Origin of the sequence: Caballeronia sp. LZ033 (assembly GCF_031451265.1) — a bacterium.
Classification (GTDB): Bacteria; Pseudomonadota; Gammaproteobacteria; order Burkholderiales; family Burkholderiaceae; genus Caballeronia.
In genome coordinates, this window is sequence record NZ_JARUXQ010000003.1 from 502,222 (window position 1) to 516,240 (window position 14,019).

At 65.1% G+C, this 14,019-nt stretch carries 13 protein-coding genes; 11 read left to right on the top strand and 2 right to left on the bottom strand.

Features of this window, described 5'->3' with window-relative positions:
- The first annotated feature begins 162 nt into the window (after nucleotides 1-162).
- The 11 genes from QCE62_RS23495 to QCE62_RS23545 all read left to right on the top strand — a co-directional run bounded on the left by QCE62_RS23495 (nucleotide 163) and on the right by QCE62_RS23545 (nucleotide 12,164).
- Nucleotides 163-1,371, top strand: coding sequence for an efflux RND transporter periplasmic adaptor subunit (locus QCE62_RS23495; RefSeq protein WP_309923707.1), 1,209 nt, complete (start codon nucleotides 163-165; stop codon nucleotides 1,369-1,371).
- Nucleotide 1,372: 1 nt separating this feature from the next.
- Complete coding sequence (locus tag QCE62_RS23500) at nucleotides 1,373-2,065, top strand: ABC transporter ATP-binding protein (protein WP_309923709.1); 693 nt, start codon at nucleotides 1,373-1,375, stop codon at nucleotides 2,063-2,065.
- A gap of 6 nt (nucleotides 2,066-2,071) precedes the next feature.
- Nucleotides 2,072-3,226, top strand: a complete 1,155-nt coding sequence (locus QCE62_RS23505) for an ABC transporter permease (RefSeq protein ID WP_309923712.1) — start codon at nucleotides 2,072-2,074, stop codon at nucleotides 3,224-3,226.
- 9 nt (nucleotides 3,227-3,235) lie between these two features.
- Nucleotides 3,236-4,402 carry an ABC transporter permease gene (locus tag QCE62_RS23510; RefSeq protein WP_309923714.1) on the top strand — a complete coding sequence of 389 codons (1,167 nt, stop codon included), beginning with the start codon at nucleotides 3,236-3,238 and terminating at the stop codon, nucleotides 4,400-4,402.
- A gap of 141 nt (nucleotides 4,403-4,543) precedes the next feature.
- Nucleotides 4,544-4,936, top strand: coding sequence for a tautomerase family protein (locus tag QCE62_RS23515; RefSeq protein WP_309923717.1), 393 nt, complete (start codon nucleotides 4,544-4,546; stop codon nucleotides 4,934-4,936).
- Between the two features lie 153 nt (nucleotides 4,937-5,089).
- Nucleotides 5,090-6,559 carry an alkaline phosphatase family protein gene (locus QCE62_RS23520; protein WP_309923719.1) on the top strand — a complete coding sequence of 490 codons (1,470 nt, stop codon included), beginning with the start codon at nucleotides 5,090-5,092 and terminating at the stop codon, nucleotides 6,557-6,559.
- A 149-nt stretch (nucleotides 6,560-6,708) separates the two neighbouring features.
- Complete coding sequence (locus QCE62_RS23525; protein WP_309923721.1) at nucleotides 6,709-7,794, top strand: linear amide C-N hydrolase; 1,086 nt, start codon at nucleotides 6,709-6,711, stop codon at nucleotides 7,792-7,794.
- An 88-nt stretch (nucleotides 7,795-7,882) separates the two neighbouring features.
- Nucleotides 7,883-8,605 (top strand): DUF3348 domain-containing protein, encoded by a 723-nt coding sequence (locus QCE62_RS23530; protein ID WP_309923723.1) that lies wholly within the window; start codon nucleotides 7,883-7,885, stop codon nucleotides 8,603-8,605.
- Nucleotides 8,606-8,615: 10 nt separating this feature from the next.
- On the top strand, nucleotides 8,616-10,952 hold the full coding sequence (locus QCE62_RS23535; RefSeq protein ID WP_309923725.1) for a DUF802 domain-containing protein: 2,337 nt from the start codon (nucleotides 8,616-8,618) through the stop codon (nucleotides 10,950-10,952).
- Entirely contained in the window at nucleotides 10,949-11,596 is a 648-nt protein-coding gene (locus tag QCE62_RS23540; protein ID WP_309815917.1) for an OmpA family protein, read from the top strand. The genes QCE62_RS23535 and QCE62_RS23540 overlap by 4 nt, the downstream gene beginning before the upstream one ends.
- Nucleotides 11,589-12,164 (top strand): DUF2894 domain-containing protein, encoded by a 576-nt coding sequence (locus tag QCE62_RS23545; RefSeq protein WP_309923728.1) that lies wholly within the window; start codon nucleotides 11,589-11,591, stop codon nucleotides 12,162-12,164. The genes QCE62_RS23540 and QCE62_RS23545 overlap by 8 nt, the downstream gene beginning before the upstream one ends.
- Nucleotides 12,165-12,179: 15 nt before the next feature.
- On the opposite strand, the gene QCE62_RS23550 is transcribed toward QCE62_RS23545, so the two are convergent.
- Entirely contained in the window at nucleotides 12,180-13,163 is a 984-nt protein-coding gene (locus QCE62_RS23550; protein WP_309923729.1) for a transketolase family protein, read from the bottom strand.
- The gene (locus tag QCE62_RS23555; protein WP_309923731.1) at nucleotides 13,160-14,002 is read right to left on the bottom strand and encodes a transketolase; all 843 of its coding nucleotides are present in this window, start codon (nucleotides 14,000-14,002) and stop codon (nucleotides 13,160-13,162) included. Before QCE62_RS23555 ends, QCE62_RS23550 begins: the two co-directional genes overlap by 4 nt.
- Nucleotides 14,003-14,019 lie beyond the last annotated feature (17 nt).

Here is a 14,019-nt window from a genome sequence, read left to right on the forward strand (position 1 = left end):
GCCGGATCACGCGAACGAGCCGCCGGCATTTTGCACACGGAATGATGCATTCAAAATGCCTTTCCCCGCGCGGCCGCGGATGGGCCAGGTCGCGGCGCTATACTGGACGTCCATTCACCGCACACTGGTCCGCGATCCCAAGCAGCGGCGCACGTTCGAAAATTGGCTGAACACGACCTCGAAAAATTAAAGATCGACCGGGGACCCTCCGCTGCGGTGCCACGGCGCCGGCGCCGCTGGCTCCGCTGGGCAATCGCCGCGCTCATCGTCCTTGCGTTGATCGCCGTCGCATTCAGGCTCACCGGGCCGCAGGCCGTGGAAACGGCCACTGTCACTTCCGCCTATCCATCGCAGAGCTATACGCTCCTGAACGCGACCGGCTATGTCGTGCCGCAGCGCAAGGCCGCAGTGGCGTCGAAGGGGCAGGGCCGCGTCGAATGGCTCGGCGTCCTCGAAGGCTCCGTGGTCAAGCAGGGCGAGGTGATTGCCCGTCTCGAAAGCGACGACGTCGCCGCATCGCTCGCACAGGCTCAGGCGCAAGTGAAGGTCGCGCAGGCCAACCTGCAACTCCAGCGCGCCGAACTCAAGAACGCCGAAGTCGATCTCATGCGCTATCGCATTCTCGTGCCGCAAGGCGCCATTCCCGCGACGCAGTACGATGCCGCGCTCGCCCGTTTCGACAAGGCGCAGGCGTCCATAAACAGCGACGAAGCCGCGATCCTCTCCGCGCGCGCCAATGCACAGGCGGCGCAAGTGGCCGTCGACCAGACCGTGATCCGCGCACCGTTCGACGGCGTCGTGCTCGAAAAGCACGCCAACGTGGGCGACAACATCACGCCGTTTTCATCGGCGTCCGACAGCAAGGGCGCGGTCGTCACCATCGCGGACATGAAGACGCTCGAAGTCGAGGCCGACGTCGCCGAGTCGAACATCGCCCGTATCGCCGTGGAGCAGCCGTGCGAGATCCAGCTCGACGCGCTGCCGGACGTGCGCTTCGCGGGCCGCGTGTCGCGCATGGTGCCCACCGTCGACCGCTCGAAGGCCACCGTGCTCGTGAAGGTGCGTTTCGTCGATCGCGACGCGCGCGTGCTGCCGGACATGTCCGCGAAGGTCGCGTTCCTGTCGAAACCGGTGCCGCCCGATCAGAAGCAGGCGGTCATCGCGGTGCAGCCATCGGCGGTCGTGACGCGCGGCGGCAAGCAGGTGGTGTATGTGATCAGCCAGGACATTGCGCACGAAATACCGGTGACGTCCGGCGCGCGCATCGGCGATCTGCTCGCCGTGCAGGGCGTCAAGCCCGGCGACGTGGTCGCGCTGTCGCCCGGCGAAACGCTCAAGGACGGCGCCCGGGTCACCGTGGCGAAGAAGTAGCGTGAGCACGCCGCCGCTCGTCCAGATCAGCCACGTCGCGAAGTCGTATCGGCGCGGCGCGCAGACCGTGCCGGTGCTGACCGACATCACGCTGTCGATTGCTGAAGGCAACTTCGTCGCGCTGATGGGGCCGTCCGGTTCCGGCAAGAGCACGCTGCTGAACCTGATCGCGGGCATCGACCGGCCCGACAGCGGCGAACTGCTCGTCGGCGGACTCGACATCACGCGTCTGCCCGAAGCCGCGCTGGCGGACTGGCGCGCGGCGAATGTCGGCTTCATCTTCCAGTTCTACAACCTGATGCCGGTGCTGTCCGCTTTCGAGAACGTCGAGCTGCCGCTGATGCTGACGCGCCTCACGCGCCACGAACGGCGCGAGCGCGTCGCGATGGTGCTCGACATGGTCAACATGGCCGACCGCATGAGCCACTATCCGTCCGAGCTGTCGGGCGGGCAGCAGCAACGCGTGGCGATTGCGCGGGCGCTGATCACGGACCCGAAGCTGATCGTCGCCGACGAACCCACCGGCGACCTCGACCGCAACTCCGCCAGCGATGTCCTTGCCATGCTGCAACGCCTGAACAGCCGGCTCGGCAAGACCATCATCATGGTCACGCACGATGCGCACGCCGCCGGCGCGGCGAAGGCGCTCGTGCATCTGGAAAAGGGAGAGCTGACCGATGGCGCCCGGCCTTGAACTGTCATGTATCTCGCCAAGCTGATCCTGCGCAACGCGCTGCGCCACCGCTTGCGCACCGCGCTGACGGTGCTCGGGCTCACCATCGCGGTGCTCGCCTACGGCCTGCTGCATACGGTCGTGGACGCGTGGTATGCGGGCGCATCGGCGGCGTCGAATGCGCGGCTCGTCACGCGCAATGCCATCTCCCTCGTGTTCCCGTTGCCGCTCGCCTACGAGAACCGCCTACGCGGCGTGGAAGGCGTCACGCTGGTCGCGCGCTCGAACTGGTTCGGCGGCGTCTATCGCGATCCGAAGAACTTCTTCGCGCAGTTTGCCGTATCGGACAACTATCTCGACCTCTATCCGGAGTTCATCGTCAGCGAAGAAGCGCGCGCCGCATTCCAGCGCGATCGCAAGGGCGTGCTGATCGGCAGGCAGCTTGCCGATCAGTTCGGCTTCAAGGTCGGCGACGTGATTCCGCTCAAGGGCACGATCTATCCGGGCACTTGGGACTTCGTCGTGCGCGGCATCATGGAAGGACGCGACGAATCCACCATCACGCGGCAACTGCTGATGCACTGGGACTATCTCAACGAGACCATCCGCAAGACGACGAAACGCAATGTCGATCAGGTCGGCGTGTATGTGGTCGGCGTGAAGGATCCGGACCAGGCCGCGGCCGTCTCGCGCAATATCGACAGCGTCTTCAAGAACTCGCTCGCCGAGACGCTCACCGAAACCGAGCAGGCCTTCCAGCTGGGCTTCGTCGCGATGTCGAACCAGATCATCGCGGCCATTCGCGTCGTGTCGTACGTGGTGATCCTCATCATCATGGCCGTGATGGCCAATGCCATGGCCATGAGCGCGCGCGAGCGCATCACCGAGTATGCAACGCTGAAGGCGCTCGGCTTCGGCGCGGGCTTTCTCTCGGTGCTGGTGTTCGGCGAATCGATCGCGATCTGCGCGATCGGTGGCGGCATCGGCATTCTCGCGACGCCGCCGCTCGCGGAAGTCTTCAAGCACGCGACGGGCGGCGTGTTCCCGGTCTTCCGGGTCTCGCACGAGACCATGCTGTTGCAGGCCGCCTGCGCGTTCGTGGTCGCGCTGGCTGCGGCGATCGTGCCGGCGGTGCAGGCCAGCCGGGTGCGCATCGTCGAAGGCCTGCGGGCCATCGGCTGAGGGCGCGCGATGGCCATTCCCGTCTCCTATGTCGCGCGCAACCTGTGGGCGCGCCGCCTCACGACGGCGCTCACGGCAGGCGGACTCGCGCTCGTCGTATTCGTGTTCTCGACGGTGCTGATGCTGGATGCGGGCCTCAAGAAGACGCTCGTCTCGACGGGCGAGGCCGACAACGTCGTCGTGATCCGCAAGGGCGCGGAGACCGAGATCCAGAGCGCAATCGATCGCGGGCAGGCGAACGTGATGGAGATGCATCCGTCCGTTGCGATGAACGGCGACGGCCAGCCGTTGGCATCGAAGGAAACGGTGGTGCTGATCTCGCTCACCAAGCTCGCCAGCAGCACGCCCGCCAATGTCGTGATTCGCGGCGTGTCGCCGATGGGGCCGCAACTGCGGCCGCAAGTGAAGCTCACGGCTGGCCGCATGTTCCGCAGCGGCTCGTCGGAGATCATCGTGGGCAGCAGCATCGCGAAGGGCTTCGGCGGCACGCGCATCGGCGATCATCTGCGTTTCGCGCAACGCGACTGGACCGTGGTCGGCCATTTCGATGCAGGCGGCAGCGGCTTCGATTCCGAGATCTGGGGCGACGTCGATCAACTGATGCAGTCCTTCCGCCGCACGAGCTTTTCGTCGATGGTCGTGCGGCTCGCGCGCAGCGACGCGTTCGAGCGCTTCAAGGCGGATATCGACGTCGATCCGCGTCTTGCACACGAAGCCAAGCGTGAAAGGATCTTCTACGGCGATCAGTCGAAGGCGCTCTCGACCTTCATCAATATCCTGGGCTTCACCCTCTCCATCATCTTCTCGATCGCGGCGATGATCGGCGCCATGATCACGATGTACGCGTCGGTGGCGAACCGCGTCGCTGAAATCGGCACGTTGCGCGCGCTCGGGTTCAAGCGGCTCGACGTGCTCGGCGCGTTCATGCTCGAAGCCTTGCTGCTCGGCCTGACCGGCGGCGTCGCGGGATTGTGCTGTGCTGCGTTGATGCAGTTCGCATCGTTCTCCACGACCAACTTCCAGACCTTCGCGGACCTGTCGTTCCGCTTCATCCTGACGCCGTCGGTTATCGTGCGGACACTGCTGTTCTCGCTCGCGATGGGCTTCGTCGGCGGCTTTCTTCCGGCGCTGCGCGCGTCACGCATGAATATCGTCGATGCGCTGCGCACGCGTTGACCGTGCCTTCTCGATCATTCGATTTTTCTGCATCGTCGCTTCCAAACTTTGCCATGTTCGCGGCGGACGCGGCGGCGTAGAGTCGCCACATCGGGCGATGCCCGCATCGCTCATCGTACTCATCGCGAAGGAGAATTCATCATGCCGCTCGTTCACATTTCGCTTCTGAAAGGCAAGCCGCGCAAGCACCTTCGCGCCATCGCCGACGGCGTTCACGAGACGCTCGTCGAGACCTTCAAGGTGCCCGCCGACGATCGCTTCCAGTTGATCCAGCAATTCGAGCGCGACGATTTCATTTACGACGACGGCTATCTCGGCGTGGACCGCAGCGACGATGTCGTGTTCATCCACATCACCGCGAGCGACTGGCGCGACACGGCTACCAAGCAGGCGTTCTACCGGGCGCTGGTCGCGAAGCTCGTCGCGTCTCCTGGCTTGCGGCCCGAGGACGTGATGATCGTGCTCGGGCCGAATCGCCGCGACGACTGGTCTTTCGGGCGCGGCATCGCGCAGTACGTCGAGAATGCCGCATGAGGCTCAGGCGCTCCACGTGAAGGTGGAAACCGGGAATGCGCCTTGCTTCTCCCCGGCACCCACAAGCCGTTCGCCTTCGATGTGACGAAGCGCAACCGCGCCCCGGCACGAACATGAAGGCGTGCGAGAAAAGCACTCACGCGGAGCGCCATCATGACCGACAAGCCGTCCAAGCCCGTCTCCATCGAACCCGATGCAATACGCCGGCGCCTGCTCGCGGCGCTCGCCAGTTCGGCGATGCTGTCCGCCTGCGGTGGCGGCGGCAACGACGACAACTCCGGCACGGTCACGCCGACGAGTCCCATCGGCACGATCCCGGCGGATCGCGCTAACCTGCCGCGCCCCGCCTTGCCGGCGCCCGCGACATCGGGCATCGATCACATCGTGCTGGTCACGATGGAAAACCGCTCCTTCGATCACATGATGGGCTGGGTTCCCGGCGTGGAAGGCACGCAAGCCGGCAGGCAGTTCACCGATGCGTTCGGCACCGTGCAAACGAGCTTCTCGCTCGCGGCCAATGCGGCGTTCGGCTTCCAGGGCTGCCAGTATGCGGACCCCGATCATCAATACGACGCGGGCCGCACGCATCTTGCGAATGGCGCGATGAACGGCTTCCTGCTGACCCCAGACACGAACGAGACGCGCGGCGACCTGTTGCCCATCGGGTACTTCACCGGCGCCGATCTCGACTTCTATCGCCAGGCCGTTGCGCAATACACGGTCTGCGACTACTACATGAGCGGGATTCTCGCGGACACGTTCCCGAACCGCGTCTACCTGCACAGCGGCGAGACCGACCGGCTCAGCGATACGCTCGATACGTCATCGCTCTCGACCATCTGGGACCGCCTCGACGCGAAGAACGTCTCATCGAAGTACTACTTCCACGACGTGCCCTTCACCGCGCTCTACGGCACGCGCTATGTGGGACGTTCGAAGCTGTTCTCCGACTTCCTCTCGGATGCGGCGGGCGGCAATTTGCCGTCGTTCTGCATGGTCGATCCCAGCTTTGCCGGCGAAGCGAACGGCACCTCGAACGACGATCACCCGCACGCCGACGTCCGCAACGGCCAGGCCTTGCTCGGTCAGATCTACGAGGCACTGCGCGCGGGGCCCAACTGGAGTTCGACGCTGATGATCGTCGTGTACGACGAGTGGGGCGGCTTCTTCGAGCACGTCGCGCCGCCAGTCAAGTCGCTCTCGGTGGCGGAGCAGAAGCTCGGCAACGATGGCCGGCTGGGCTTTCGCGTGCCTTGCATGCTGCTCGGTCCGCGCGTGCGCGCGGGCAGCGTGTCACGCTATCCGTTCGATCCGAGTTCGATCCATCAGCTGCTGGCGTGGCGCTTCGGGCTCGATCCGCTGGGCGTGCGCGCAAGCGACCCGACGACCTTCAACATGGCCTATGCGCTCGACCTGAGCGATGCGCCCCGCACCGATGCCCCTGCGTTCGTCGTGCCGCCAGGACCGTTCGGCCTCGAATGCTCGAACACGCCTTCGAGCGGATCGGGACTCGGCACCGTGGACAAGCGCGCGGGCGAGGGCGCGGCGCAAACGCTCACGCCCGGCGGCCGCTTTGCCGATCTGCGTGCGAAGGCCACGACGCTGGGCTTCCCTTCGAATTGATGCAACAGCCCGTCTGAAATACCGGTTCGACGCGAGGCGCATATGCGTGCATCATGTGCGTTCGCGTCGCGGGCGCCGTTTCGCAGGGTCCGTGGCCTGATGAAGCATGAGGCAGCTGTTCCTATCATCGACACAAGGACTCCATGGTCATGACTCGTCTGTTGCAGAAGCTCACGTGGTTCATCGCGCTTGCATGCCTCTCCACCTCGCTCGCGCTGTCATGCACACGCGTGCTCTATACGGGCGACAAGGGGCTCGTGGTCACGGGACGCTCGATGGACTGGTCCGAGGACATGCGCTCGAACTTGTGGGTGATGCCGGCGGGCATCGAGCGCGACGGCAATGCCGGGCCGCGCTCCATCAAATGGAAGTCCAAGTACGGCAGCGTGGTGGTGTCGGGCTATGAGATCGGCAGCGTGGACGGCATGAACGAGCGCGGGCTCGTCGCCAATGCGCTGTACCTTGCCGAGACCGACTACGGCAAGCCCGACCCGAAGCGCGATCCGATGTCGATCAGCCTGTGGGCGCAATACGCGCTCGACAACTTCGCGACCGTGGCGCAGGCGGTCTATGTGCTGAGCCGCGAGCCCTTTCAGATCATCGCGCCGCCCTTGCCGAACGGCAAGCCGCTGACCATCCATCTGTCGCTCTCGGATGCGCGCGGCGACTCGGCCATCCTCGAATACATCAACGGCAAGCTGGTGATCCACCAGGGCAAGAAGTACAAGGTGATGACCAATTCGCCCATCTACGACGAGCAGCTTGCCATCGATACGTATTGGAAGAGCGTCGGCGGGCTCGGCTTCCTGCCGGGCACGAATCGCGCGGCGGACCGCTATGTGCGCGCCTCCTTCCTGCTGGACGCCATTCCAAAGCAGGCCGATCCGAACTACCTCGCGGGCGTGCCGCAGCAGTCGTATGCGTTTCAGGCAGTGGCCAGCGTGATGAGCGTGGTGCGCTCGGTCAGCGTGCCGCTCGGCATCAGCACGCCGGAGCAGCCGAACCTCTCTTCGACCATCTGGCGCACGGTGGCGGATCAGCAGAACCTCGTCTATTACTTCGATTCCGCCACGCGCCCCGACACTTTCTGGGTGTCGCTCAAGAAGCTCAACCTGAGCCCTGGCGCGCCGGTGATGAAGCTGACCATCGACGGCGGGCAGGTGTTCTCCGGCGAAACGGCGGGCAGTTTCGTGGCGACGCCGGCCTTTGCCTTCATGCCGGCGAAAGCGCCCTGACAGGCGCGCGATGGCCGCATGACGGGCAAACGGGGCGAGCCACGCGCGCGGGCAGGTAAAATACCGTCCTTTTGCCTCTGGTGATCTCGTGCAAGGCCTTAAGCGCACGGCATTCAGCGGCCCGGCGCTCGTGCGCCTGCTGGCGCAATGTGCCGATCTCGAAGTCCACGAACCCGCGCAATCGCTGTCGGACCGCCTGAGCCAGTGGCTCGGCTGGACCGATGCGATCGCGCTGTCCACCGCGCTCGGCACCGATCCGCAGCCTGTCGCCAGTCCGCGATCCGCTTCCGGCGATGATGCAGCGGCAGGTGCGCAGACGCGCGCGCGCCTCGTGAGCGCCATCACGCGCGATGAAAGCGGCGAGCCGGGCCTGCATGGCCGGCGTCGGACGACGGCAGTGCAGACGCCGCCCGATGCCGTGCAGATCGACTTCGCGATCTTCCGCCAGCACTATTTGTCGTTGCAGCAGACGATGGAGTCCGACATCGGCGAGTTGCGCGGCCGGCTGCGTGCGTCTGTGGCGGCCCGTGCGGGCGGCATGACGCGTCTCGCGGTCGTCGATGCCGTCATGGAGCGTACCTTCGCGGCGCGCGAACGCACGCTGCTGGCGCAGGTGCCTGTGATCCTCGGCCGCCACTTCGAGCGGCTCAAGCGCGGCCAGATGCAGGCCGAAGCCGATACGGGCACTGCCTCCAACGCGTGGCTCACGGCGTTCCGCACGGACATGCGCAACGTCCTGCTCGCCGAACTCGAAGTTCGTTTTCAACCGGTCGAAGGCCTGCTTGCGGCGCTTCGTACTCAGTCTCAGTAACTGGCACGCTATGCCCCGAAATTTCGTCAAAGTCGCAGTCTTTCTGGTGGGCCTTGCAGCGGTGTGCGGCATCGCCATCGGCTATATCGTTTCGAATCCGCTCGCGTTCGCGGTGACCGTGTTGATCGGCGCCTGCTATGTCGTCGGCGCGCTGGAGCTGCGCCGCTTCCAGCAGACTACCGACGCCTTCGTGCAGTCCTTGGACGCGCTGCTCAATGCGCCGAAGAGCCTTGCCGTCTGGATCGATACGGTGCCACCAGGCCTGCGCAACGCAGTGCGTGCGCGCGTGGAGGGCGAACGCGCCGGTCTGCCCGGACCCGCGCTCACGCCGTATCTCGTCGGGCTGCTGGTGCTGCTGGGCATGCTCGGCACGCTGCTCGGCATGGTAGTGACGCTGCATGGCACCGGCGCCGCACTGGAAAGCGCAACGGACCTGTCCGCGATCCGTGCCTCGCTCGCCTCGCCGATCACGGGTCTGGGTTTCGCATTCGGCACCTCCATTGCGGGTGTCGCGACATCGGCGATGCTGGGTCTGTTGTCGGCGCTGTGCCGGCGAGAACGGCTGCACGCCGCGCACGCGCTCGACACGAAGATCGCCACGACGCTGCGCGCGTTCACGCAGACCCATCAGCGCGAGGAAGCATTCAAGCTGATGCAGAAGCAGGCCGATCTGATGCCCGCACTCGCCGAACATCTGCACGCGATAATGCACGCCATCGAGCAACACAGCCTCGCCGCGCACGAGCGGCAGATCGCGAGCCAGGGCGAGTTTCATGCGAAGACGGAAACGGCGTACCGCAGGCTGGCGACGTCGGTGGAACTGTCGTTGAAGCAAAGCGTCGCCGACAGCGCCCGCGCCGCCAGCGCCGCGCTCCAGCCCGTCATGCAGGCGACGATGGATGGCATCGCGCGCGAAACGGCCGCGCTGCACGTCACGGTCGAACAGGCGGTGACGCGCCAGCTCGACAGTCTGAACACGGGCTTTGAGGCATCGGCGACGAAGGTCGCAGGCATCTGGAATCAATCGCTCGATGCGCAGCGTCTTGCGAACGACGCGCTCGCGGAGAAGTTCGAGGCACGCTCGATCGTGCTGGTGGACGGCATCGCCACGCAGATGAGCGGCGTCAGGGAAGGGCTGGACAGTTTCGTCACCAGGCAGCGTGAAGCCAGCGACGCACAGACCGAGCGCATGGCCGCTTCTCTGGACCATTTCGCTGACACCTTCGAGCAGCGCTCGACGCGTCTGGTCACGGAAGTATCGACAGAGATGGCCGGCGTGAAGCAGGGCCTCGATACGCACGTCGGGCGCATGTCCGCTTCGATGGAGCAGTTTGCCTCGGCATTCGAGGCACGTTCGTCGAGTCTCGTCGACGGCATCGCGGCGCGCATGGAACAGGCCACGTCCGGCATGTCGGAAGCGTGGCAGAAGGCGCTCGCACAGCAGACCAGCAGCGGCGAACAACTCGCCGCGCAGCACGAACAGGCGCTTGCCAACGCTGCCGCGACCTTCGAAGGGCACGCGGCGTCGTTGCTGGATTCGATGAACCGGGCGCATGCAGCGTTGCGTACGGAGATCGGCACGCATCACGATGCGCGTCTCAGCGCATGGACCGATGCGCTCGGCGCGCTCGCCGCGACCTTGCGCGAGGAGTGGCAGAGCACGAGCGCGTTTGCCGCGAGCCGTCAGCAGGACATCTGCGACACGCTCGCTCGCACTGCAAGCGAGATCTCGGAGCAGAGCAAGCTGCACGCGAACGAAACCATCGCGCAGATCGGGGAGCTGGTGCAGGCGGCTTCCGAAGCGCCGAAGGCTGCGGCCGAGGTCATTGCCGAACTGCGTCAGAAGCTCTCCGATTCCATGGTCCGCGACACCGCGATGCTCGACGAGCGCGCGCGTCTGCTGGCCACGCTGGAAACGCTGCTCGATGCGGTGAATCACGCATCGACCGAACAACGCACGGCGGTCGATGCACTCGTGACCGGCTCGGCCGATCTGCTCGAACGCGTGGGCACGCAGTTTGCCGGCAAGGTCGATGCCGAGGCTGCAAAGCTGAACGATGCGGCCGCGCATGTGACGAGCGGCGTCGTCGAAGTGGCGAGTCTTGCCGATGCCTTCGGCGCGGCCGTGCAGGCCTTCGGTGAATCGAACGAGACGCTGGTCGCGCAGCTGCAACGCATCGAAGGGGCGCTGGACAAGTCGCTCGCACGCAGCGACGAGCAACTCGCGTACTACGTTGCGCAGGCACGCGAGGTCATCGATCTGTCGATGATGTCGCAGAAGCAGATCGTCGAGAACCTGCAACATCTGGCCGGCGAGCGCGGCGCACACGGAGCGAAGGCCGCATGAACGAGGAGATCGACGGCGGCGTCGAGACCGCGGCGCCCGTATGGGCGGCATTCGCCGATCTGATGTCGGTGTTGCTGGGCGCGTTCGTGCTGATACTCGTCGCCGTGCTCGGCGTGCAGCTGCAGTTGTCGACGCGGCTCGAACAGGCCATCAAGCAGCAGCAGAAAGAGACCGAGCGTCGCAAGACGCTCGAACAGGCGCTCGCGGGGCCGCTCGCCTCGGGACGCGTGACGCTGGTGAACGGCAAGATCGGCATCAGCGGCAACGTGCTGTTCGCGTTGAACTCGGATCAGCTGCAGCCGCAGGGTCGCGATGTATTGAAGAGTCTCGCGGGTCCGTTGACCGCGTATCTGGGATCGCATGAGCAGATCCTGATGGTGAGCGGTTTCGCCGATGATCAACAGGTCCACGAAGGCAACCGTCGCTTCGCGGACAACTGGGAACTGTCGGCCAAGCGCGCCCTGACCGTGATGCGCGCGCTGATCGATGCGGGCGTGCCGTCCTCGTCGGTGTTTGCTGCGGCATTCGGCTCGGAGCAACCGGTGAGCTCGAACGCCGATGACGCGGGCCGCGCGAAGAACCGGCGCGTGGAGATTTCGGCGGTGCCGCGTCCGGTCAATGCAGCGGTGCCCGCGCATGACTGACAGCGTGACGCGTGCGCGCGAGATGCTCGACGCATGGCGCGAGCGTGGCGACGCACGCGTGGGCGGCATGTCATGCCGCATCATCGAAGCGTTGACGCAGCGCGCCTCATATCATGAAGGTGATGCAAGGCGTGTGCTGGATGCGCGTCTCGCCGCGCTGCTCGACGCGCAGGGGTCTGCGGATGAACCTACCGCGGTCACGCAGGACACCCTTGACACGCCGTTCGCCGCATTGCTCGACGAGTTGAACCAGCGCGCGCAAGCCCGTCCCGCGCCCGCCGAGTATCTCGATGCATTGCGCGCCGTGTGGACCTCGGTCAGCGCGGAGAAGCGCCTGCGCGAGTCGCTTGCACAAGTGCCGAAGAATGCGGGGCCGCTCAATTCAAGCAGCCTCGTGCATCGTTCACTGGCGCTGATGGGTGAAGTGTCGCCGGATTATCTGCAACACTTTCTCGGCTATGTCGATGCGCTCTCGTGGATGGACGCACTGACGCTCGTGAGTGCCCCGGTGAAGGATGCGCCGCGCGCGGCCTCGCAGAAGAAGACCGCGCGCGGCAAGGCGCGCTGAAGCTGCCGGACTGCGCTATGCGAGCCAGCCTTTGATGGAACGTGCGATAGCGTTGGTCGAAATGCCGTAGCGTTCGTGCAGCGTCGGCAATGCGCCGGCATCGAGGAACGCATCCGGCAAGCCGATCTGCCGATACGCGCACGACACGCCTTCAGTCAGCAGCGTGGTGGCCACCGCTTCGCCCAGGCCGCCGATCACCGTATGATTCTCCGCCACCACCACGAGCCGCCCGGAACGGCGCGCTTCGCGGATGATCGTCGCCGTGTCGAGCGGCTTGATCGTGGGCACATGCAGCACCGCGACATCCACGCTGTCCTTCTGCAGCGCCTGCGCCGTTTCGAGCGCGCGCATGGTCATGATGCCGGACGAGATGATGAGCACGTCACGGCCGTCGCGCAGCAGCTTTGCGCGGCCCAGTTCGAAGTGGTAGTCGTATTCATCGAGCACGGCGGGCACGTTGCCGCGCAACAGGCGCGCATACACCGGCCCCTTGTGCGCGGCAATGGCCGGGACCATCTGCTCGATGTCGAGCGCATCGCACGGGTCGATCACGGTCATGTTGGGCATCGCGCGCATCAAGGCGAGATCCTCGGCGGCCTGGTGGCTCGGGCCGTAGCCGGTGGTGAGTCCGGGCAGCGCGCAGACGATCTTTACATCGAGATTGTCTTCCGCAATGGTCTGGTGGATGAAGTCATAGGCGCGCCGCGTGCCGAACACGGCGTAGGTCGTCACGAAGGGCTGCGCGCCTTCGTGCGCAAAGCCTGCCGCCGCGCCCATCAGCAACTGCTCGGCCATGCCCATCTGGTAATAACGCTCCGGGAACTCCTTGGCGAAGATATGCAGGTCCGTGTACTTGCCGAGATCGGCCGTCATGCCGATGACGTTCGCCTTCGTGCGAGCAAGCTCACACAACGCATGACCGAAGGGCGCCGAACGCGTGACCTGTCCTTCGCTTGCAATCGAGGCGATCATCGCGGATGTTTTCAAACGAGTGCTCATGCCTGTCTCCCTGCTTCAAGTGCTTCCAGTGCCAGCTTCCATTCGTGCGGATCGACGCGGATGAAATGGTTCTTCTCGCGCTGCTCGAGGAAGGGCACGCCGCAGCCCATCTTCGTATCGCACACGATGATGCGCGGCTTCGCCTCCTTCGAATTGCGAGCGTTGTCGAAGGCTTGCTTGACGGCGTCGATGTCGTTGCCGTTGACACGCTGCACATACCAGCCGAAGGCGTCGAGCTTCTCGACCAGCGGCTCGAAGGACATGATCTGCGTTGAGGGGCCATCGGCCTGCTGATTGTTGACGTCCACCATCGCGATCAGGTTGTCGAGCTTCCAGTGCGCCGCGGACATCAGGCCTTCCCAGATCGCGCCTTCATCGAGTTCGCCGTCCGAGAACAGCGTGTAGACGAAGGATTTCGAGCCCTTGCGTTTCAGGCCAAGGCAACGGCCCACCGCGATCGTCAGACCCTGGCCGAGCGAGCCGCCCGACATCTCCATGCCGGGCGTGTAACTCGCCATGCCGGACATCGGCAGGCGGCTGTCATCGCTGCCATAGGTTTCGAGTTCCTCCGGCGGCAGGATGCCCGCTTCGAACAACGCGGCATACAGCGCGATCGCGTAGTGACCGTTCGAGAGCAGGAAGCGGTCGCGGTCTTCCCACTCGGGATCGTCGGCGCGGTAATGCATCGCGCCGAAATACGCGACCGCCAGTACGTCGGCGATATCCAGCGCCTGGCCGATATATCCCTGGCCCTGCACCTCGCCCATCAGAAGCGCGTTGCGGCGAATGCGCCAGGCACGTTCGGCGAGGGTCGTCTCCTCGATGACGGGACTGCTCATGGTTGTGTCTCCTTTGA